This window comes from Kineosporia corallincola, from assembly GCF_018499875.1.
GTDB lineage: Bacteria > Actinomycetota > Actinomycetes > Actinomycetales > Kineosporiaceae > Kineosporia > Kineosporia corallincola.
Window position 1 is genome coordinate 417308 of the sequence record NZ_JAHBAY010000006.1, and the last position, 21602, is coordinate 438909.

The window sequence follows — 21602 nt, forward strand, 5'->3', positions numbered from 1 at the left end:
TGCACACCTCCGGGAGTTAACGGCTGCCAAACCCTAAGCTGGCCGCCGTCTTCGGCACAGTCAGGTGCGGACGTGGATCAAATCCCCTCGCGGGACGGAAGACTCCCCCTGCGGACGTAGCGGAACCAGGTCACGGCCAGGAGAACCAGGAAGAAGGCCAGGTAAAACTTCAGCGCCGGCTGGATGCTGCCGTAGTGCGAATTGGACCAGGCGTAGCAGATCGGGACGAGGAACCCGCCGAAGGCCCCGATCGAGCTGATCACCCCGAGCGCCCCGGCGGCCTCGCGGCGCATCGTCAGCATCGTCTCCGGAGAGCCGCCGGCCGCCTGGCCCCGGGAGTGGAACAGCCGCGGGATCATCCGGTAGGTGGAACCGTTGCCGACGCCGGTGGCGACGAACAGGAACATGAAGCTGACGAAGAACAGCGCCAGGTTCTGGTGCTGCACCGACCACAGGGCCGCGAAGGCGCCGACCGCGAGCCCGGCGAAACTGGCCACGGTCACCTGCGCCCCGCCGATCCGGTCGGACAGCAGGCCACCCAGCGGGCGGGCCAGCGAGCCGATGCCGGCCCCGAGGAAGGCCCAGGTCAAGGCGATGTCCTGGCGCTCGAACACGGTCTTGAGCAGGGTCGGGAAGGCCGAGGAGTAGCCGATGAACGAGCCGAACGTGCCGATGTAGAGCAGCGACATCACCCAGGTGTCGGTGTGCCGCAGCGAGCGCCAGTACGGCCTGGCGTCGGTCTTCGCGTCGGTCAGGTTGTCCATGAACAGCATCGCGCAGACGGCGGCGATCACGGCCAGCGGGATGTACATCAGACCGGCCCAGGCCAGGGCCACGCCGCTGCCGAGCACGATCACCTGCGGCACCAGCTTCTGCACCACGGCCACGCCGAGGTTGCCGCCGGCCGCGTTCAGGCCGAGCACGAAGCCCTTCTCCTTCTCCGGGTAGAAGAACGAGATGTTGGCCATGCTGGAGGCGAAGTTGCCACCGCCCAGACCGGCCGTGGCGGCGATCAGAAGCAGTGTGCCGTAACCGATCTCCGGCCGCTCGACGGCCCAGGCCAGGCCCGCGCAGGGGATCAGCAGGAGCAGGGCCGAGGCGACGGTCCAGTTGCGGCCGCCGAACCTCGGCACGGCGAACGTGTAGGGCAGGCGCAGGAAGGCCCCGACGCCGCTGGGAACCGCCGTCAGCCACAGGGTCTGGCTGGTGGACAGGTTCCAGCCGACGTCGCCGAGCCGGACCACGACGATGCTCCAGAGCAGCCAGACGGAGAAGCCGATGTGCTCGGCGAAGATCGAGAAGATCAGGTTGCGGCGGGCGATCGGCCTGCCGGTCTCCTGCCAGAACACCGGGTCCTCGGGGTCCCAGTGGTCGATCCACCGGCCGGCGGTGGGGGCTGTTGCGGGTACGGCGATGGTCTCGGCCATCAGGGGCTCCTCGGGCGAAGGGGTCCATAGCAGGACGACGCGCGGTTCCCGACGTTAGGAATCGCGTGTTACCCGGCCACCTCGCCGTCGTTACCCGGTCGCAACGTTGTTCTCTCAGCGCCGCCCCCGCGCTGTGAGGTGCGCCCGCGCGTCCCCTACGAAGGAAGCGGGATGCCGGTGAAAACGCCGTCCGGGTCGTACTTCTGCTTCACCCGGGTCAGCCGTTCCGCGTTCGTGCCCCAGGCCCGCGCGATCTGGTCGTGGTCGTCCGGGCCGAGCACGTTCGGATAGCCGCCGGGCAGGGCGTGCGCGGCGGCGTCCCGCCAGATCCGCCGGGCCCACTCCCGGTGCGGCTGCGGGTCACCGTCCCGCCAGCCGGCCACCAGCTCGAGCATGAAGTGCTCGTGACGTTCCGCGAAAGCCGTTGCCTCGGGCGCCACCCGGGTGGCCTGGCCGTGGAAGTGGTGCATGGCGAAGGCGTCGTCCGCACCGACGGCCGAGTCCCCCGCCTCCACCAGCAGATCGATCACCGGATCGGTGAGCGCCGGCAGACTGCGGGTGCGCAGGTACCAGCTGCGGCCGTCCGCGGCGAAGAGCCGCTCGGTGGCCACCAGCTGCTCCGTCAGGGGAATCCGGGCGACCTGTGAGCTGATCGTCGTCCCCAGTTTGCCGATGTCACCCACCCACCGCTCGCCCTGGGCCGCACCACCCACCCAGGTCGGGCTCAGGGCGAGCACGCGGGTGCCGTCGGGCAGGCCGAGCGACGCGATGTGCACGGTCAGCTCGTCGGGCACGCCGGGCACCAGGGCGGCCCAGCCGCGCAGCACCGACCCGGCCCGGTCCCAGGGGAAGAGCACCGACCCGGCCAGGGCGGTGGCGAACGGGCGCAGCCGCAGCCGCAGGTCGGTGACCACGCCGAAGTTGCCGCCCCCGCCCCGCAGGGCCCAGAACAGGTCGGGCTCGTGCTCGGCGTCGGCGAACACCACCCGGCCGTCGGCCAGCACCACCTCGGCCCCGACGATCAGGTCGCAGGCCGGCCCGGCGCTGCCCAGCTGGGGCCCGTAACCGCCGCCGAGGGCCAGCCCGGCCATGCCGACCGAGCCGACCGTGCCGGTGACCACGGTCTGCCCGGCGGTGACGGCGGTCTCCATCACGTCGAGCGAGGTGGCACCGCCGCCGGCGTGGGCCACGTCCGCGGTGACACCGACCCGGTTCATCGGTGAGAGGTCGATCACCAGCCCGCCCTCCCGCACGGCACGGCCCGCCCAGTCGTGCCCGCCACCGGCCACGGAGAGCGCGAGACCCCGTTGCCGAGCAGCCAGAATCGCGGCGCCGACCTGTTCTTTCGTGGCACAGCGGACAATCTCGGCGGGCTTCGTCGTGATCCCCGCGTTCCACAGTTTCATGGGCCACCACGCTATTGCGGCTGATCCCCGAATGGCAGGATCGACGCAGCTCCACACGGTTGTGGGCAGGAAGAGAGGAACACGGCATGACGCCGACCAAGCTGACCAACTGGGCCGGGAACGTCGTCTTCGAGCCGGAACGGTACGTCCGGGCCGGCCGCGTCGAGCAGGTGCAGGAGCTCGTCGCGGGGGCGCGGCGGGTGCGGGTGCTCGGCAGCGGGCACTCCTTCAGCCAGGTCGCGGCCACCGACGGACTGCTGCTCAGCCTGGAGGACCTGCCGCTGGAGGTGGACGTCGACACCGCCGCCGCCACTGCCCGGGTCACCGCCAGCGCCCGCTTCGCCCACGTGATGCCCGCCCTGCACGCCGCCGGGCTGGCCCTGCACAACACCGGCTCGCTGCCGCACATCTCGGTGGCCGGGGCCGCCGCCACGGGCACCCACGGGTCCGGCACCGGCAACCCCTGCCTGGCCGCCGCCGTCACCGGCATCGAGCTGATCGGGCCGGACGGGTCGCTGCGCACGCTGTCGGCCGGCGACGACGACTTCGACGGCTCGGTGATCGCGATGGGCCTGGCCGGGGTGGTGACGGCGCTGACCCTGCGCGCGCAGCCCGCCTTCGACGTGCGTCAGTACGTCTACGACGACCTGCCGCTGGACGCGCTGATCTCAAACTTCGACGAGATCATGGGCAGCGCCTACAGCGTCAGCGCTTTCACGCACTGGCGGCGTCCGGTGATCGACATGCTCTGGCGCAAGCAGCTGGCCGGCGATCCGGTCGCCCCCGCAAGCTATTTCGGCGCCCGGCCGGCCGACGGCCCGCGCCACCCGATCGCCGGCATGCCCACCGAGAACGCCACGCAGCAGCTCGGTGTGCCCGGTCCCTGGCACGAGCGGCTGCCGCACTTCCGGTTCGAGTTCACCCCCTCGCGCGGTGACGAGCTCCAGTCCGAGTTCCTGCTGCCGGTGGAGCAGGCGGGCGCGGCGCTGGCCGCGGTGAACGAAGTGGCCCCGCGGTTCGCGGACGCGTTGCAGGTGGCCGAGATCCGCACCGTCGCGGGTGACGACCTGTGGCTCAGCCCCTGCTACGGCCGCACCACCGTGGCCCTGCACTTCACCTGGGTGGACGACCTGCGCGTGGTCGCCCCGGCCCTGGCCGCCCTGGAGGGCGCGCTGGAGGGCTTCGACGCCCGCCCGCACTGGGGCAAGGTGTTCGGTCTGGGCCGGGAGCGGGTACGGGCGCTCTACCCGCGGCTGGCCGATTTCGAGAAGCTGGTGGCCCGGGTGGACCCGGCAGGCAAGTTCACCAACGACTTCACCCGCACCTATCTGGAGCTGGCCGGCTGATCCTCGTCTTCCTGACGACGCCGGCGACGGGCCGCCAGGAACCACCACCAGCCCAGCCAGAGCAGAGCCACGAGCAGCAGCAGACCGGCCAGGCCGGCGAGCAGGGGAAGCAGGTAGACCGGCGTCACCTCGTCCTGGCCGGCCCCCGGTGAGGACGAGGTGGACGGGGTGGACGGGGTGGACGGGGACGCCGCCGGCGTCACGGACGGACCGCCGGACGGCCGGGCGGACGCCTGCCCGGAGGGTGTGGGGGTGGAAGTGCTCACCCCACCGCCCTTTCCGTCGTCCCCCCGCTCGTCGTTGCCGCCGGACCCGCCGGTGCCGTGACTTCCGCCATCGTCGCCCTGATCGTCACCCTGGTTCCCGTGGCCCGGGTTCCCCTTGCCGGTGTCGCCACCCCCGCCGCCGCCCGAGCCCGTTCCGCCACCGCCGCCACGGCCCGTGTCGTCCTCCGTGCCGCCGTCCGTGTCGTTGCCCCCGCCGCCACCGGTGCCACTGCCCTCGCCCCCGGTCCCACCGTCACCACCACCGTCGCCCTCGTTGCCGCCGCCCCCGCCGGTGCCCTCACCGCCCTGACCGCTGTCGATCACCGTGACCCGCACGTCCTGCGCCGTGCGCTGTCCGAGCACGTCCACCACCTGCATGGTGAAGGCGTCCTGCCCCACCGTGCCGGGGGCGGAGTAGCGGCAGAACGCGGCGCCGGTGCCGACCGAGGTGTCGCCCCGGGTGGGCGCCGAGCACGACGCCACCTCCAGCCCGGCGTACAGCGAACCCTGCGGGGCCACCGCCGTGGTCGTGTTCACCTCCACCTGCATGCTGATCGTGGCCTCACCCAGCACCGGAACGTAGGTGAAATCGTCCGGCGCGGTGTCACTTCCGGCGGTGTTACCCACCACCACCTCGGCCGGTCCCTCGGCGTGGGCCGGCGTCAGCACGGTCAGGGAGGTGGACGCCGCCGCACGGATCGCATCGGGCACACCGTCGCCCATCCGGAATCCCGCTGTGGCGGCACCCAGTTCGATGCCCGTCCCCGGCACTCCGTCGAACGTGACGGTGGTGCGCCCGTCGAAACCGCTGCCGGTGACCGTCACCCGGGTTCCGCCCGCCACCGGCCCGACCGCGGGCGTCACGGCGGTGACCGTCGGGGCCACCGCCTGCGCCACGTAGACGTAGGTCACCGTCCCACTGGAGGTCCCGTCCGGCGTGATCACCGAAACCGGGACGGGACCGGCGCTTCCGGCCGGGACCGTCGCGGTGATCGTGGCATCGTCCACCACCGTGAAGCTCGCCCCGACCGTCCCGAAAAGCACCGACGTGGCACCGGTGAGGCGCACCCCGGTCAGCGTGACCGTGGTCCCCCCGGCCTCCGGCCCACTGGCCGGGGTGACCGAGGAGAGCACCGGCGCGGACCGCGGCGCCACGTAGGTGAACGTGCCCCGCGAGGTGCCGCCCACGGTGGTCACGACCACGTCGACCGGTCCGGCCGGGTGCGCGGGGGTGCGGATCACGATCGCGGTGTCACTCGCCGAATCCGGCGTCACCGGAACGCCGTCCACGGTCACCGTTCCCCCGGCCAGCCCGGAACCCCCGACGGTCAGTACGGTTCCGCCCTCGGTCGGCCCGGCGGAGGGATCCAGCGTGACCACGAGCGGCACCGGCACGTAGGTGAAACGGCCCGGCGCGGAACCACCTCCGGGCGTCGTCACCACCACGTCGGCGGGCCCGGCCGGGTTCGGCGGCGTGACGGCGGTGACGGTCTGCGGGTCCACCACGACGAACGAGGCCGCGGCCACCCCCTCGAAGGTCACGTCGCTCGCGCCGGCCAGGCCGGTGCCCCGGATCATCACGGTGGTTCCGCCCGCCACCGGGCCGCTGACCGGCGCCACCCCGGTCACCACGGGTGGCGCAAGATAGGTGTAGGGCTCGGCCGCCGAGGTTCCGGCGGGCGTGGTCACGGTCAGGCCGACCGGCCCGGCGGCGTGGGCCGGGGCCACGGCGGTGATCCGGTCCGGGGCGTCCACCGTGAAGCTCGCCGCGGCCACCGACCCGAACGTCACGGCCGTGGCCCCGGCGAACCCGGACCCCCGCAGCGTCACCGTCGTGCCACCGGTGACCGGCCCGGACGACGGCGAGACACCGGTGATTCCGGGGGTGTTGAGGTATTCGTAACCGGTGGACGCCGCTCCGCCGGGGGTCGTCACCCGCACCGATTCCGGGCCCACGGCACCGGCCGGAACGGTCAGGGTGATGCCGCCGTCACCGTTCACGGTGAACGGCACCGGAACTCCGCCGACCGCCACCTCGGTCGCCCCGGTGAAGCCGCTGCCGGTCAGGATCACCACCGTGCCCCCGGCCGCCGGGCCGGAGGCCGGGGCCAGACCGGTGATCTGCGGAGCCGGGCGATAGGTGAACCGGTCGGCGACGGACAGGTCCGAGGTACCGCCCGGCGTCCGCACGGTCACGTCCACCACGCCGCTGCCGGCGGGGGACGTCGCGGTGATCCGGGTGTCGCTGTCCACACTGAAAGCCGTTGCGGCGTCGGTGCCGAACCACACCTGGGTGGCCGCGGTGAAGCCGGTGCCGGTGATCGCCACCGGGGTTCCACCGGCCACCGGGCCGCTGCCGGGCTGCACCACGTTCACCACCGGCCGGGCGCGGTAGGTGAACGGATCCGGCGCGGACTGTCCTCCCCCCGTCGTCACCACCACGTCCACCGGACCCGCGGCCACCGTGGCCGGGCTCACGGCGTCCACCCGGTTCACCGAGACGAAGGTGACCGAAGACGCCGGCTGCGCGCCGAACGTCACGGTGGAGGTGGGCGTGAATCCGGAACCGCTGATACTCACCGGGGTTCCGCCGGAGACCGGACCGGTGGACGGCGTCAGACCGCTCACCACCGGCGCCGTCAGGTACTCGAAGGTGTGCCCGGCCGCCGAGGAACCACCCGGCGTGGTCACCACCACGTCCACCACCCCGGCCGGGTGCGCCGGACTGGTCACCGTGAGCTGATTACCGCTGACGAACTGCACTGTTCCGGAGGGGTTTCCGCCGAACGTGACGACGGATCCGGTGGTGAAGCCGGTGCCGGTGACGGTGATCGTCGTTCCGCCCGCGACCGGCCCGGCATCGGGCGCCAGGCTGCTGACCGTGGGGGCGTCGAGGTAGGTGTACCGGCCCGCCGGCGTGATCGGTGACGTGCCACCGGTTCCGGTGATCCGGACGTCCACCGCCCCGGTCCCGTGCGCGGGCACCACGGCGGTGAGCTCGGTGGCGCTGTTCACGGTGAAGCTCGGCGCGGGCAGACCACCGAAGGTGACGTCGGTGATCCCGACGAAGCCGGAACCGCTGACGGTGACGGCGTTCCCGCCGCCGAGCGGACCGGACCCGGGGTTCACGCCGGTGATCAGCGCGGAGTCGGTGTACTCGAAATCATTCTCGGTGCCGCTGGTTCCGGAATCGCCGTAACCCGTGGCGACCACCACGTCCACCACCCCGGGGCCGGTCGCCGTCGGGGACACCGCGATCAGCTCGGTCGGGCCGGTGAACTGCACCGAGGCCGCCGGGTCGGCGCCGAACCGCACGGTGGAGGCCAGGGTGAAGCCGGTGCCGGTGATGGTCACGGCGGTGCCACCGGCCAGCGGTCCCGCCGCCGGGGAGAGGGCCGTGACGGCCGGTGCGTCGGCATAGGTGAAGCCGGTGCCCGCGCTGCCGCCCGCGGTGGAGATCGCCACCGTCACCGTGCCGGCCTGACCGGAGGGCGTGGTGAAGGTGACCGTAGAGTCGTCGACCACGGTGTGGGCGACCGGGTTTCCGTCGATCGTCACATTCCCGGCCCCGGTGAATCCGCTGCCGGTGACGGTGACCGCCGTGCCGCCCGCGACCGGTCCGGAGCCGGGCGAGAGCGAGGCGATCACCGGGGCCGCCCGGTAGGTGAAGGTGCCGTTGTTCGAGACGCCGCCCGGAGCGGTCACGTTCACGCCGACCCCGCCCGCGGCGTGCGCCGGGGTGCGGGCCTGGATCTCGGTGGCGCTGTTCACCACGAAGCCGTTCGCGGGCACACCGTCGAACTCGACGGCCGTGGCTCCACCGAACCCGGTGCCGGTCAGGGTGACCAGCGTGCCGCCGGCGATCGGCCCCTCGTCCGGCGAGACCGCGGTGATCGCGGGGGCGTTCACATAGGTGAATCGCACCGGCACCGAACTGCCGCCCGGCGTGGTCACCACGATGTCCACGGCCCCGGCGGTTCCGGTGGGGGTGGTGAAGGTGATGGTGGAGTCGTCGTTCACGGTGAACGGCACGGGCACCCCGTCGATCGTGACGCCGGTGGCCCCGGTGAACCCGCTTCCCGACAGCGTCACGGCGGTTCCGCCGCCCAGCGGGCCGGTGTCCGGGCCGACGGTCCCGGCCGTGGGCACAGCCGCGTACCGGTACCGGCCGGCGGGTGAGACCGCTGACGTGCCGCCCGGCGTGGTGACCGTGACGTCGACCGTTCCCGCGGCCTGGGCCGGGGCGGTGGCGGTGATCCGGGTGTCGCTGGTCACGGTGAAAACCGCGGTCACGATGCCGAACCGGACGACGGTGGCGCCGGTGAACCCGGAACCGTCGATGACGACCGGGGTCGCGCCCGCGACCGGGCCCGTGCCCGGCTGCACCTGGGTCACGGCCGGCTCGTCGGCGTAGGTGAAGCCCGTGGTCGCGCTGCCGCCCACGGTGGTCACCCGCACCACCGCGGCGCCCGCGACGCCGGGAGGGGTGACGGCCGTGATGCTCGTGTCGCCGTTCACCACGAACGAGGCGGGCACCCCGTCGAAGGTGACGGCCGAGGCGCCGGTGAGACCGGTGCCCGAGACCGTGACCGTGGCGCCGCCGCTCAGAGGGCCTACGGACGGCGAAACAGCGCTCAGGACAGGCTGGTCCACATAAGTGAACTGGACCGCGACCGAGTCGCCGCCGGGTGTGGTGACCACGACCGGCGCGGTCCCCGCGCTCCCGGCCGGCATGGTCACGGTGATCGTGGAACCGTCCACCACCGTGAACGACACCGGCGCCCCGCCGACCGTCACCCCGCTCGTGCCGGAGAACCCGGACCCGGTGAGGGTGACCACGGTGCCGCCCACCACCGGACCGGACGCGGGTGAGAGCTGGCCGACGACCGGCACCGGCGCGTAGCGGAACCGGCTGCCCGGTCCTCCGGCCGAGGTCCCGCCGGGCGCGGTGACCAGCACGTCCACCGTCGCGGTGCCGGCCGGGGCGGTCGCGGTGATCCGGGTGTCGCTGCTCACCGTGAAGCCGGCGGCGGACGACCCGAACGTCACGGCGGTGGCGCCGGTGAAGCCGGAACCGTCGATCGTGACGACGGTACCCCCGGCCTCCGGCCCTTCGACCGGCGAGACCGACGACACCGCAGGAACATTCGCATACCGGAACACGCCCGTGTCCGAACCACCCACCGTCGTCACCCGCACCACCGCATTACCCACCGAACCCGCAGGCGTCACCGCCGTGACACTCGCATCCCCGTTCACCACGAACGACGCAGCCGCCACCCCGTCAAAAGTCACCGCCGAAGCACCCGTCAACCCCGAACCGCCGATCGTCACCGTCGTTCCCCCCGCCAGCGGCCCGGCCCCCGGCGAGAGCGACGTCACCGTCGGCGCCATCGTGTAGGTGAAAACCGTTCCAGCAACCGACGATCCGTACTCCGACGCCACCACCACGCCCACCACACCCGCCGAACCCCGCGACGGAGACACCGCCACCAGCTTCACCGGACTCACGTACTGCACCGAAGCAGCCGCCACCCCACCGAAACTCACGGTCGAGGCGGCGGTGAACCCGCTCCCCGTGACGGTCACCGCCGTGCCCCCACCGAGCGGACCGGCATCCGGCGAGAGCGCACTCACCACCGGCGGGTCCACGTAGAGGAACGGCATCGGCGCCGAGGTGCCGCCGGGCGTCGTCACCACCACGTCGGCGTTCCCCGCCGCCGCGGGCGGCGTGGTCAGCGTGATCGATGCGTCCCGGTCCACCACGAACGGCACCGCGACGCCGCCGATCGTCACCGAACCGGCCCCGGTGAACCCGCTGCCGATCAGGGCCAGCGTGGTGCCGCCCGCGGCCGGGCCGGAAGTGGGCGACAGCCCGCTGACCGAAGGCGCCGGAGCGTAACGGTATTCGTCGTCGGAGGAGGTGGCCGACGTACCGCCCGGCCCGGTCACCCGCACGTGCACGGTGCCGGTGCCGGCCGGGGCGGTCGCGACGATGCGGGAGTCGCTGCTGACCGTGAAGGCCGCTGCGGGCGTCCCCCCGAAACTCACGGCGGTGGCGCCGCTGAGGTCGGTGCCGGTAATCGTGACCGTGGTGCCGCCCGCCTCCGGCCCGGTGACGGGCTGGATCCCGCCGACGGACGGAGCCTGGCGATAGGTGAACAGCCCGGAGTCCGACCCACCGGGCGTGCTCACCCGCACCAGCACCGGCCCGGCCGCGGCGCCGGCCGGGGTCACCACCTGGAGCTGCGTGGGGCTGACGTACTGCACCGAACCCGCCGCGACGCCGCCGAACGTCACGGCCGAGTCCGGGGTGAAGCCGGTGCCGGTCAGCACCACCGTGCTGCCGCCGCCGACCGGGCCGGACGAGGGGGCCAGCGAGGTCAGGACCGGTGCCACGAGGTAGCTGAACCGGTCGGCCGCCGAGGTGGCCGAGGTGCCGCCCGGGCTGGTGACAGTCACGTCGACGCTGCCGGCCGCGTGTGCCGGGGCGACCGCGGTGATCGACGTGTCACCGTTGACCGTGAAGCTCGTCGCGGGTGTGGTGCCGAACCGCACGGCGGTGACGTCGGTGAAGCCGGTGCCGGTCAGGGTCACCGTGGTGCCGCCGCCGAGCGGGCCGGCGCCGGGCTGCACCACGTTCACCACCGGCTCGGCCACGTAGCGGTAGGGCTCGCCGGGGCTGGTGCCATAAGGCGTTGTCACCACGATGTTCTGGGTTCCGGTCCCGGCCGGCGCCACCGCCCGCAGCCGGGTGCCGCTGACGTACTGGAGCGAGGCGGCCGGGACGCCCCCGAACGTCACCGTGGAGCCGGTGGTGAACCCGGTGCCGTCGACGGTCACCGTGTTCCCGCCGGTCACCGGCCCGGCGCCGGGGGTGATCACGGTGATCGCGGGGGCGTCGGCGTAGGTGAAACCGGCCGGGCCCGAGGTGCCGCCGGGGGTGGTGACGGTCAGGGTGACGTCGCCGGAGCCGCCGGGTGCGGTGAAGGTGACGGTGGAGTCGTCGACCACGGCGAACGCGACCGGCACCCCGCCGAGGGTCAGGGCGGTGGCCCCGGTGAATCCGGTGCCGGTCACCGTGACCGAGGTGCCGCCCGCGACCGGTCCGAATCCCGGTGCCAGTGAGGCGATCACGGGAACCACGGCATAGCGGTAGCGATCCGCCCCCGACGTGGCCGAGGTGCCGCCCGGACCGGTCACCGTGACGTCGACCGTTCCGGCGCCGGACGGCGCGGTGGCCGTGATCGAGGTGTCGCTGCTGACGGTGAACAGCGTGGCGGGCGTGGCCCCGAACCGGACCGCGGTGGCGTCGGTGAAGCCGGTGCCGGTGATCACCACCGTCGTCCCACCGCTCTGCGGCCCGGCACCGGGCACCACGGAGGTGACGGAAGGCGCTGCCCGGTAACGGTATCCGCCCGTCAGCTGATCCTGGCCGTACGGCGTGGTGACGACCACGTCCACCGGCCCGGCGCCCCCGGGCGGCACCGTCACGGTGAGCTGGGTCGGTGAGACGAACTGCACCGAGCCCGCCACCCCGCCGAGGGTCACGGCGGACGTCAGGGTGAAACCGCTTCCGGAGAGCGTGATCTGGTTACCGCCGGCGAGCGGGCCGGACCCGGGCGAGACGGACGCGATCACCGGCGGGGCCGCGTAGCTGAACCGGTCGGCGGGTGAGGTGGCGGAGGTGGCGAACGGCCCGGTCACGGTGACGTCCACCGTTCCCACACCCTGGGCCGGCGCGACGGCGGTGATCTGCGTTCCGCCGTTCACCACGAAAGAGGCCGCCACCGAACCGAATCGAACGTCGGTGGCCCCGCTGAACCCGGAGCCGCTGATCACCACCGTGGTGCCACCGGCGACCGGTCCCGAGGTGGGCGCCAGCCCGGTCACCACCGGATCGGCGACGTAGGTGAAGACTGTTCCCGCAGCCGAGATTCCCCCGTCCGCCGTGGCCACCCGGACGTCCACCGCTCCCGCCGCGTGCGCGGGCGCCGACGCCGTGACCTGCGTGGGCGAGTCCACGGTGAAGGTCGCCGCCGAGCCGCCGAACGTCACCCCGGTGACGCCGTGGAACTGGCCACCGGTGATCACCACCTGGGTCCCGCCGGCCACCGGCCCGGCGGCCGGCGCGATGCCGGACACCGTGGGCGTGCCCACGTAGCGGAACCGGCCGGCCGCCGAGGTGGCCGAGGTGCCGCCGACCGTGGTCACCGTGACGTCGGCCAGGCCCGCGGCACCGGCCGGGGCGGTCGCGGTGACCTGGGTGTCGCTGTTCACCGTGAACCCCGCGGACACCCCGCCGAACCGCACGGAAGTGGCTGTGGAGAGCCCGGTTCCGGTGATCGTCACCACCGTGCCGCCGGCGGTCGGGCCGGAGCCGGGCGAGATCGCCGTGACGCCGGGCACGCCGATGTAGGTGAAGGTGTCGGACGCCGTGACCGCCGAGGTTCCGCCGTCCCCCGTGGTGACCGTGACCCCCACCGGACCGGCCGCGTGCGCCGGGGTGACGGCGGTGATCCGGGTGTCGCTGTCGACGGTGTAGCTCGCCGCGTTGTTGCCCCCGAACTGCACGGCGGTGGGCCCGGTGACGGTGGTGAAGCCGGTGCCGGTGACGACGACCGTGGTGCCGCCCACGACCGGGCCGTTCACCGGCGTCGTCCCGGTGACCGTGGGCGCGCCGACGTAGCGGAAGGCGAACCCGGAGGAGACCCCGCCCGGCGCCGTGACCACCACGTCCACCACCCCCTCGACATGTGCGGGGGCGGTCGCGACGATCTGGCCGTCGTTGCTGACCGCGATCACCCCGGACGCCGGGACGCCGCCGAAGGTCACCGAGGTGGCCCCGCTGAACCCGGAACCCGTGACCGCGACCAGGGTTCCACCGGCGACCGGGCCGTGGTCGGGCGACAGCCCGGTGACCACCGGCACGGCCTGGTAGGTGTACCGGTCGGCCGGCACCACCGCCGAGGTGCCACCCACGGTGGTGACCCGCACGTCCGCCACTCCCGCCGGGCCGGCCGGGGCGACGGCCGTGATCTGCGTGGGCGAGTCCACCGTGAACGACGGCGCGGCGGTGGCGCCGAAGCTGACCAGAGACGTGCCGGTGAACCCGGTTCCGGTCACCACCACCGGGTTTCCGCCCGCGAGCGGCCCGGCCGCCGGTGCCACGGCGGTGACGCCGGGCGCGACGACGAAGGTGTACCGGTCGGCGGTCACCGGCGCCGAGGTGCCGCCGATCGCCGTCACCGAGACGTCCACGGTGCCCGCGGTGTGTGCCGGGGCGACCGCCGTGATCTGCGTTCCCGAGTTCACGGTGAACGAGGCGGCCGCCGTGCCCCCGAACGTGACGGCGGTGGCGGCGCTGAACGAGGTTCCGGTGATGACGACGGTGGTGCCACCGGCGGCCGGGCCGGACGAGGGGGTCAGGGCGGTGACGACCGGCGCGGCGACGTAGGTGAACAGGTCGGCCGCGACGGCCGCCGAGGTGCCGCCCACGGTGGTCACCGTCACGTCGACCGGACCGGCGCTGCCGCCGGGGGCCGCCGGCGAGTAGGCGGTGATCAGCGTGTCGGAGCTGACCGTGACGCCGGTGGCCGCGACCCCGCCGAAGGCGACGGCGGTGACCCCGGTGAATCCGGTGCCGTTGACGGTGACCAGGGTGGAGCCGGTCACCGGACCGGAGGCGGGCGAGACCGAGGTGACGGCCGGGGCGGCCACGTAGGTGTAGGACGACGCGTTGCTCGTGCCGTAGGCCGTCATGACCGTCACGTTGACCGGTCCCGCCGATCCGGTCGGCACCACCGCCGTGATGCGGGTGTCGGAATCAACTGTGTACGAGGCGTTCTGGGGACCGAACGAGACGGCGGTGGCGGTGCTGAACCCGGTTCCGGTGAGCACCGTGCTGCCGCCCCCGGCCAGCGGCCCGCTCGCCGGGGAGACCGAGGTGAGGGTGGGCGGGCCCTGGTAGGTGTACACGTCGGCCGGGTTCTGGGCGCTGGTGCCGTAGGGCGTGGTCACCTGGATGTGCACCGGGCCGGTGGCGTGCGGCGGCACGCCCCGCACCTGGATCTGCGTGGCGGTCACGCCGAGGATCGCCAGCGGGGGGTAGCCGTCGAAGGTCACCGCGGTCGCCCCGGTGAAATCCGTTCCGGTGATCGTGATCACCTGGCTCACGCTGCCCGCGGTCGGCCCGCCGGCCGGGCTGATCCCGGTCACGACCGGCGGGTCGACGTAGGTGAACCGGTCCGCGGCGACGGTCGCCGACACCCCGCCCGGCGCGGTCACGGTGACGTCCACCGGGCCCGCGACGTGCGCGGGGGCGACGGCGGTGATCGAGGTGTCCGAGCTGACCGCGATCACCCCGGCGGCCGGAACGCCGCCGAACGACACCGAGGTCGCGCCGGTGAACCCGGTTCCGGTGACGGTGACCGTGGTTCCGCCCCCGACCGGGCCGGCCGAGGGCGAGATCGCGCTCACCGTGGGCGCGTTCACGTAGCTGTACTGGTCGGAGGACGACGTGGCGGAGGTACCGCCGACCGTCGTCACGGTCACGTCCACGGTGCCCGCGCTGCCGGCCGGGGTCACCGCGGTGATCTGGGTGGCGCTGTTCACCACGTACGACGCCGCGTTCGACGCACCGAACCGCACCGTGGTCGCCCCGGTGAAACCGGCGCCGGTGATCACCACGCTCTGCCCGCCGCCGAGCGGGCCGCGGGCCGGGCTGACCGCCGAGACCACCGGCGGGCCCACGTAGGTGAACTGGTCGGCGCTGGTCGGCGCGGAGGTGCCGCCGGGGGTGGTGACCGTGACGTCGACCGTGCCCACGCTGCCGGCCGGGGCGGTCGCGGTGATCTGCGTCCCCGAGTTCACGGTGAACGACGTGGCCGGGTTCGCCCCGAACCTCACCCCGCTCGCCCCGGTGAAGCCGGTGCCGGTGATCACCACGACGGTGCCAGCGCCGGTCGGGCCGGAGGCGGGCGACACCGCCGTCACGGTCGGCACGGCGTAGTAGGTGAACCGGTCGGCGCTGCTGGTGGCCGACGTCCCACCGGGTGCCGTGACCACGACGTCGACGGTGCCCACGGCCTGGGCCGGCGCGGTGACCACCAGCTGGGTGTCGCCGCTGACGGTGAACGACGTGGTGGACACCCCGCCGAAGGCGACCGAGGTGGCGCCGGTGAATCCGGTTCCGGTGACGGTGACGCTCGTGCCCCCGGCGATCGGGCCGGCGGCCGGCGCCAGGCCGGTGACGGTGGGCGCGGCCACGTAGACGTACTGGTCGGCGGTGGACGTCGCGGAGGTGCCGCCCACCGTCGTCACGGTCACGTCGACGGTGCCCGCCGCCCCGGCCGGGGCCACGGCGGTGATCTGGAAGGCGCTGTTCACCACGTACGACGTGGCGTTCGACGCACCGAACCGGACCGAGCTCGCGGCCGTGAACCCGGTGCCGGTGACCACCACCGTCGTCCCCCCGGCCAGCGGTCCCCGGGCGGGACTCACGGCGGTGACGACCGGCCCGGTGACGTAGGTGTACTGGTCCGCGGAGGACGTGGCCGACGTGCCGCCGACGGTGGTGACCGTGACGTCGACCGTGCCCGCGCCGCCGGCCGGGGCGGTCGCGGTGATCTGCGTCGCCGAGTTCACGGTGACCGACGTGGCCGGGTTCGCCCCGAACCTGACCGCGGAGGCCCCGGTCAGGTTGGTGCCGGTGATCACCACGCTGGTGCCGGCCGTGGTCGGGCCGGACACCGGCGACACCGCCGTCACGGTCGGCGCCGCCACGTAGGTGTACTGGTCGGAGGCCGACGTGGCGGACGTACCGCCCACCGTGGTCACGGTGACGTCGACCGTTCCCGCGCCGCCCGCCGGGGCCACCGCCGTGATCTGCGTGGCGCCGTTGACCGTGTAGCCCACCGCGTTCGTGGCGCCGAACCGCACCGCGGAGGCCCCGGTGAAGCCGCTGCCGGTGATCGTCACCGAAGTGCCGGCGGCGAGCGGGCCGGAGGACGGCGAGACGTTCGTGACCGTGGGCGGGGCGACATAGGTGTACTGGTCGGCGGTCACCGCGTCGGAGGTGCCGCCGATCGCGGTGACGGTGACGTCGATCTGCCCGGCGGCCCGCACCGGCGCGACGGCCGTGATCTGGGTGGCGCTGTTGCGGACGAAGCTGCTGGCCGCGGTGGCGCCGAACCTCACCGCCGTCACGTTGGTGAAGTTCGTCCCGGTGATGACCACGGTGGTGCCGCCGGAGGTAGGCCCGGAGGCCGGACTCACCTGCGTCACCGTGGGTTTCGGGACGTAGGTGTAGTCGTCCGCCGCGGTGTTGGCGTTCGTGCCCGCCACGTTGGTGACCTTGAGGTCGGCAGCACCGGTGCCGGCCGGGGCCACCGCCGTGATCTGGGTCAGGCTGTCGACCGTGTAGCTGGTCGGGTTGGCCGTGCCGAACTTGACGGCGGTGACGGCCAGGAAGTTGGTGCCGGTGACGGTGACCGTGGTGCCGCCGGTCTCCGGGCCCTGGTTCGGGCTGACCGAGGTGATGGTCGGCGTGATCGGCGCGGTGGAACCGCATTCCGCGTGGGCGAGGATCAGCTCACTGGTGACGGTGTTGGTGCCTGCCGTCTTGTTGACGATGTGCGCACCGTTGACCTCCAGCTGGTACTGGCCGCCGGTGGTCGGGTAGGTGATCTGCTCGTTGAGCACGATGTAGCCGGTGTTCTGGCCGATCAGGTTGGTCTGCTGGATGGTGTAGTTCGCCGGGATCACGGCCGGGATGTTGTTCAGCGCCAGCCCGAGCAGTTTCAGCCCGCCGGCCTGGGCCGCGCCGGTGACGCCGGTCGGGGTGGCGTAGCACTGCGCGTGCGCGTCGGCCAGGCTGAGCACCTCGACCACGCCGACTTTCACCGCCAGGCCCCCGGCGTCCGCCGACGAGGTGGCGGTGTCGGCGAGCGGGTCGGCGGTGGCGGCGCTGTTCATCGCGCCGAGCGTGATCAGCCCGAGCACCACGGACGCGTTGCTGGCGGTCGGCGGGGTGGGGTAGGCGGACTGCGCGTAGGTGGTGCCCCCGGTGACGTCCCGACCGCCGTAGGCACTGGCCATCACGGTCGAGCCGGTGAAGGCGGCCTGACTGGTGCTCGCCGCGATCGGCACCAGCACCCAGGCCAGCACCACCACGATCAGGCCGCGCACCAGCCATGCGGCAGCGCTCCCCGAGGAGCGAGACGACCGCATCTCACACCCCCACCGGCACAGAACCCGGCCGCCGATTCGACCGGCCCGGAAACCTTCTCCGGTTCAGTCACATTCGGACGACGGCGGCGGGTTCTGCACCGGTGGGGACGCTCGGCTGAGGCCCCACCCGATCGGCCCAGCACCGGTGACGGTACGTGAGGTGTGGGCGGATCAGGTCAGGACGCCCAGGGCGCCTCCACCGACCAGGTGGTGTCGGCGTCGAACGAGGCGTCGGCGTCCCGGGCCGCGTTGCCGCCCGGCACGGCCAGCCAGAGTTCCGCGGCGTAGTGCCGCAGGTACTGCCCCGGGTAGTTCCAGGAGCTGAGCTTCACCCCTCCGTCGCCCTCCTCGGCGCACCAGGTGGCGTCGGCGGCGAACAGCGCGGTTCCGTCGTCGGCGTGCTGTTTCACCCGGAAGGCCTGGTGCCGCAGGTAGGTTCCCGGATAGTTGACGGACTCCAGCGAGTAGCAGGAGCTGTCGGCCAGACCGGGCACAATGTTCCAGGTGGCGTCGTTCTTCAGCAGCTCGTCACTGGCGGCGGTGACCACCTCGGTGTAGCCGAGGCCTTCCCGGTGCCGGACGTACCGGTCGTCGTAGCCTTCGGTGGTGACCCGCAGCGAGTGCCGGCCCTGGTCGATCGTCACCGCGTCGGGTGAGGTGGGCGCCGCGATCAGCTTCTCGTTGGCCTCCTTCAGCCGGGCCGCGTCCACCTTGACCACCTGCCGGTCGTAGGTGGCCAGGCCGTTGACCTCGTTCTCGACGTCCGTGGTCTCGGTGTACACCGAGGCGGAGAGCCCGTTCGGCACGCCGGAGGTGGTCATCTGCGTCCACAGGCCGATCAGCCGCCGGTTCAGTCTCTCCGCGGTGCCCTGGTCCTCGTAGCTGAACCCGCCGCCCGGGAACCACTCGTGCCCGGCGACCTTCAGCCCGAGCCCGCCGAACTCACCGACCACGCCGGCCCGGGTGGCCGTGGGTCTGGCGATGCCGGGCCCGGTGTAGTTGTGGTTGTCGATCACGTCGCCGTTGCCGCCGTCGACCGCGCCGCAACAGTTCACGCCGCTCATGTTGTCGACCAGCCGGGTCGGGTCGTAGGCCTTGACCAGGTCCGCCACCGCGGCCTGGTCGTGCTGACCCCAGCCCTCGTTCTGGGCGACCCACAGCACCACCGACGGCGAGCTGCGGTGCTGGTCGATCATCGCCTTGAACTCCTTCTCCCACTGCGCCTTCGCGGCCGCGTCGGGCTGGAGGTCGGGACGCATCGAGGGCATGTCCTGCCAGACCAGCAGGCCCAGCCGATCGGCCCAGTAGTACCAGCGCTGCGGCTCCACCTTGATGTGCTTGCGCACCATGTTGAAGCCGGTCGACTTCAGCAGCTCCAGGTCGTACCTCAGCGCCTGGTCGGTGGGGGCGGTGTAGATCCCGTCCGGCCAGTAGCCCTGGTCGAGAGTGCCCGACTGGAAAAGGAAGTCACCGTTCAGCACGAGCCGCTGCTGCCCGTCCACCCGCTTCACCGCGATCGACCGCATCCCGGCGTACGACCCGACCGTGTCCACCGTGGTCTGGCCGGTGCGAAGCTCCACCTTGACGTCGTAGAGGAACGGGTCGTCCGGCGTCCACAGGTGGGGTTTCGGGATCTTCAGCGAAACCGTCTGCCCGGCGGCACCACTCGCGCTGACGACCTTGGTGCCCCCGGTCGAGACGGTGACCACGGAGGTGGCGTTCTTCGTCGTCCCCACCCTGACCTTGAGGGTGGACGACGAGAGGTCGGGAGTCAGGTCGACCTTGGTCACGTGTGTGGCGTTCACCGGCTCCAGCCAGACGGTCTGCCAGATGCCCGACGACGAGGTGTAGAAGATCCCGCCCCCGGACTCCGGCTGTACCCCCTGGAGCTCCTGCTTGCCCACGGCCTGGGTGCCCGCGTTGCCCGGGTCCCACACGCCCACCACGAGGGTGTTGTCGCCGGCCCGGAGCAGGCCGGTGATGTCGTAGCTGAAGGCGTCGTAGCCGCCGTCGTGGGTGGCCCCGGCCTTCGTGCCGTTCACCCAGACGTCGGTGCGGTAGTCCACGCCGTCGAAGTTGAGCTGCACCCGGTCCTTCGACCAGCCCGCCGGCACGGTGAACGTGCGCTGGTACCAGAGCTTGTCGTCACCGGTGATCCTGCGCTGGATGCCGGACAGCGCCGACTCCGCCGCGAACGGCACCCGGATCTTCTCGCCGAAACTCTCCGGCGGGGTGGTGCGGTCGCTCGGGGTGACCTCGAAATCCCAGATCCCGTTGAGGTTCTGCCACTGCGAGCGGGTCAGCTGCGGACGGGGGTACTCCGGCAGCGGCTTTTCGGTGGGCACCTGGTCGGTCCACGGCGTGGTCATCGGGGCCGACTTCGGTTCCCAGTCGGCCTGACCGGCCGCCCGGGCCGGACCGGCAACCACCAGAAGGCCGAGTACCGACAGGATGACGACCATCGCCTGATTCAGGGCAGGCGGGCGCTGACGCATGCGAGCTCCCTTCGCTGGGGGCGTCAGCTCATCAGTAAAACGGGCAAAAGGCACCTGCCCGATCGGCGAGGTGCCTTCTGCCCGTCAGATCGTGCCCTTCGGGTCGCGGCCGGTCAGCGGTCGCGGCCCGCACCCCGGGAGGGCTGCATGGTGCGGATCACCGGGGCGTTCCAGCCGCGCTCGGCGAAGGCCGCCAGCACGGCCGCGCCCACGGCCTCCACCTGCTCCTTCGCCACCAGGGCGATGGCCGAGCCGCCGAAGCCGCCGCCGGTCATCCGGGCCCCGACCGAGCCGTTGGCCTGCGCGACCTCCACGGTCACGTCGATCTCGGCGCAGGTGATCTCGAAGTCGTCGCGCATCGAGGTGTGCGACTCGTCCATCAGCCGGCCGAAGGCGGCCCAGTCGCCGTGCCCCATCGCCTCGCCGGCGGCCACCACCCGGTCGTTCTCGGTGACGATGTGCCGGGCGCGCTTGAGCAGCAGCGGGTCGGTCAGCCGGTCCAGGTCGGCCACGGTGGCCAGGCGCAGCGAGTCCACGCCGAGCGCGGCCGCGGCCCGCTCGCAGGACTCGCGCCGCTCGTTGTACTCACCGTCGGCGTGACTGTGCGACACCTTGGTGTCCATGACCATCAGGGCCAGCCCGGCGCCGTCCAGGTCGAAGGGGACCTGCTGGGTGCTGAGGTTCAGCACGTCGAACAGCAGCGCGTGGCCCTCGGTGCAGAGGATCGACGCGGCCTGGTCCATCAGCCCGGTTTTAGCACCCACGTACTCGTTCTCGGCGTACTGCGCGACCTGGGCCAGGGGCAGGCCCTGCGGCTCGGTCAGCCCGGCCAGCTCGACCAGGGCCACGGCGACGGCACACTCCAGCGCGGCCGACGACGACAGCCCGGCGCCGAGCGGCACCCGGCCGTCCAGGTACAGGTCGGCACCCGGCACGCTCGCGCCCTTGGCGGCCAGGGCCCAGGCGACGCCGGCGACGTAGCCGCCCCAGCCCTCCACCGAGCCCGGCTCCAGCTTGTCCAGGTCGATCTGCACCTGCTCGGTCTGCTGGGCGGAGGCCACCCGCAGCACCCGGCCGTCGGTCTTCGTGGCCGCCACGGTCACCCGGTCGGGGATCGCGAGCGGCATGACGAAGCCGTTGTTGTAGTCGGTGTGCTCACCGATCAGGTTGACCCGGCCCGGCGACGACCAGACCCCGGCCGGGGCAGCCCCGTAGAGATCGGCGAAGGCCGAGGTGACGGCCTCGACCGGGTCCACTGCGCTGTTCTGGGTCACGTCTCGCCCTCGACGACGGGTGCCGCTGGCGGCACGTTCTGCTCGGGGCCACATCGTGACCCACGATTCTGGGATAGCCCAGAGTATGACGTCCCTCTGATCGGGTCGAGGCAGGTTCTGATCGTTTTCGATCACCTGGCCTGACGCGTCGGTCTATC

The 21602-nt window shown here is 72.6% G+C and carries 6 protein-coding genes; 1 reads left to right on the plus strand and 5 read right to left on the minus strand.

Translation table 11 applies throughout. The features are described from left to right. Window positions 1-77 precede the first annotated feature (77 nt). Window positions 78-1427, minus strand: a complete 1350-nt coding sequence (locus tag KIH74_RS17100) for a NarK family nitrate/nitrite MFS transporter (protein WP_214156947.1) — start codon at window positions 1425-1427, stop codon at window positions 78-80. 155 nt (window positions 1428-1582) lie between these two features. Next, window positions 1583-2833 carry an FAD-binding oxidoreductase gene (locus KIH74_RS17105; RefSeq protein ID WP_214156948.1) on the minus strand — a complete coding sequence of 417 codons (1251 nt, stop codon included), beginning with the start codon at window positions 2831-2833 and terminating at the stop codon, window positions 1583-1585. 86 nt (window positions 2834-2919) lie between these two features. On the opposite strand from KIH74_RS17105, the gene KIH74_RS17110 reads away from it, so the two are divergent. Beyond that, a complete protein-coding gene (locus KIH74_RS17110) occupies window positions 2920-4179 on the plus strand; it encodes an FAD-binding protein (protein WP_214156949.1) in 1260 nt (419 codons plus the stop codon). On the opposite strand, the gene KIH74_RS17115 is transcribed toward KIH74_RS17110, so the two are convergent. The 3 genes from KIH74_RS17115 to galK form a co-directional block, all read right to left on the minus strand. Beyond that, window positions 4158-17675: an IPT/TIG domain-containing protein gene (locus tag KIH74_RS17115; protein WP_214156950.1), complete on the minus strand. Its 13518-nt coding sequence runs from the start codon at window positions 17673-17675 to the stop codon at window positions 4158-4160. The genes KIH74_RS17110 and KIH74_RS17115 overlap by 22 nt on opposite strands. Window positions 17676-17851: 176 nt before the next feature. Then, entirely contained in the window at window positions 17852-20170 is a 2319-nt protein-coding gene (locus KIH74_RS17120) for an AbfB domain-containing protein (RefSeq protein ID WP_214156951.1), read from the minus strand. A 113-nt stretch (window positions 20171-20283) separates the two neighbouring features. After that, window positions 20284-21444, minus strand: a complete 1161-nt coding sequence (galK, locus tag KIH74_RS17125) for a galactokinase (RefSeq protein WP_214156952.1) — start codon at window positions 21442-21444, stop codon at window positions 20284-20286. Window positions 21445-21602 lie beyond the last annotated feature (158 nt).

What these genes read in the sequence shown, in the direction of transcription:
- KIH74_RS17100 (WP_214156947.1), bottom strand. Translation starts at nt 1,427, where the DNA reads ATGGCCGAGACCATCGCCGTACCCGCAACAGCCCCCACCGCCGGCCGG.
- KIH74_RS17105 (WP_214156948.1), bottom strand. Translation starts at nt 2,833, where the DNA reads ATGAAACTGTGGAACGCGGGGATCACGACGAAGCCCGCCGAGATTGTC.
- KIH74_RS17110 (WP_214156949.1), top strand. Translation starts at nt 2,920, where the DNA reads ATGACGCCGACCAAGCTGACCAACTGGGCCGGGAACGTCGTCTTCGAG.
- KIH74_RS17115 (WP_214156950.1), bottom strand. Translation starts at nt 17,675, where the DNA reads ATGCGGTCGTCTCGCTCCTCGGGGAGCGCTGCCGCATGGCTGGTGCGC.
- KIH74_RS17120 (WP_214156951.1), bottom strand. Translation starts at nt 20,170, where the DNA reads ATGCGTCAGCGCCCGCCTGCCCTGAATCAGGCGATGGTCGTCATCCTG.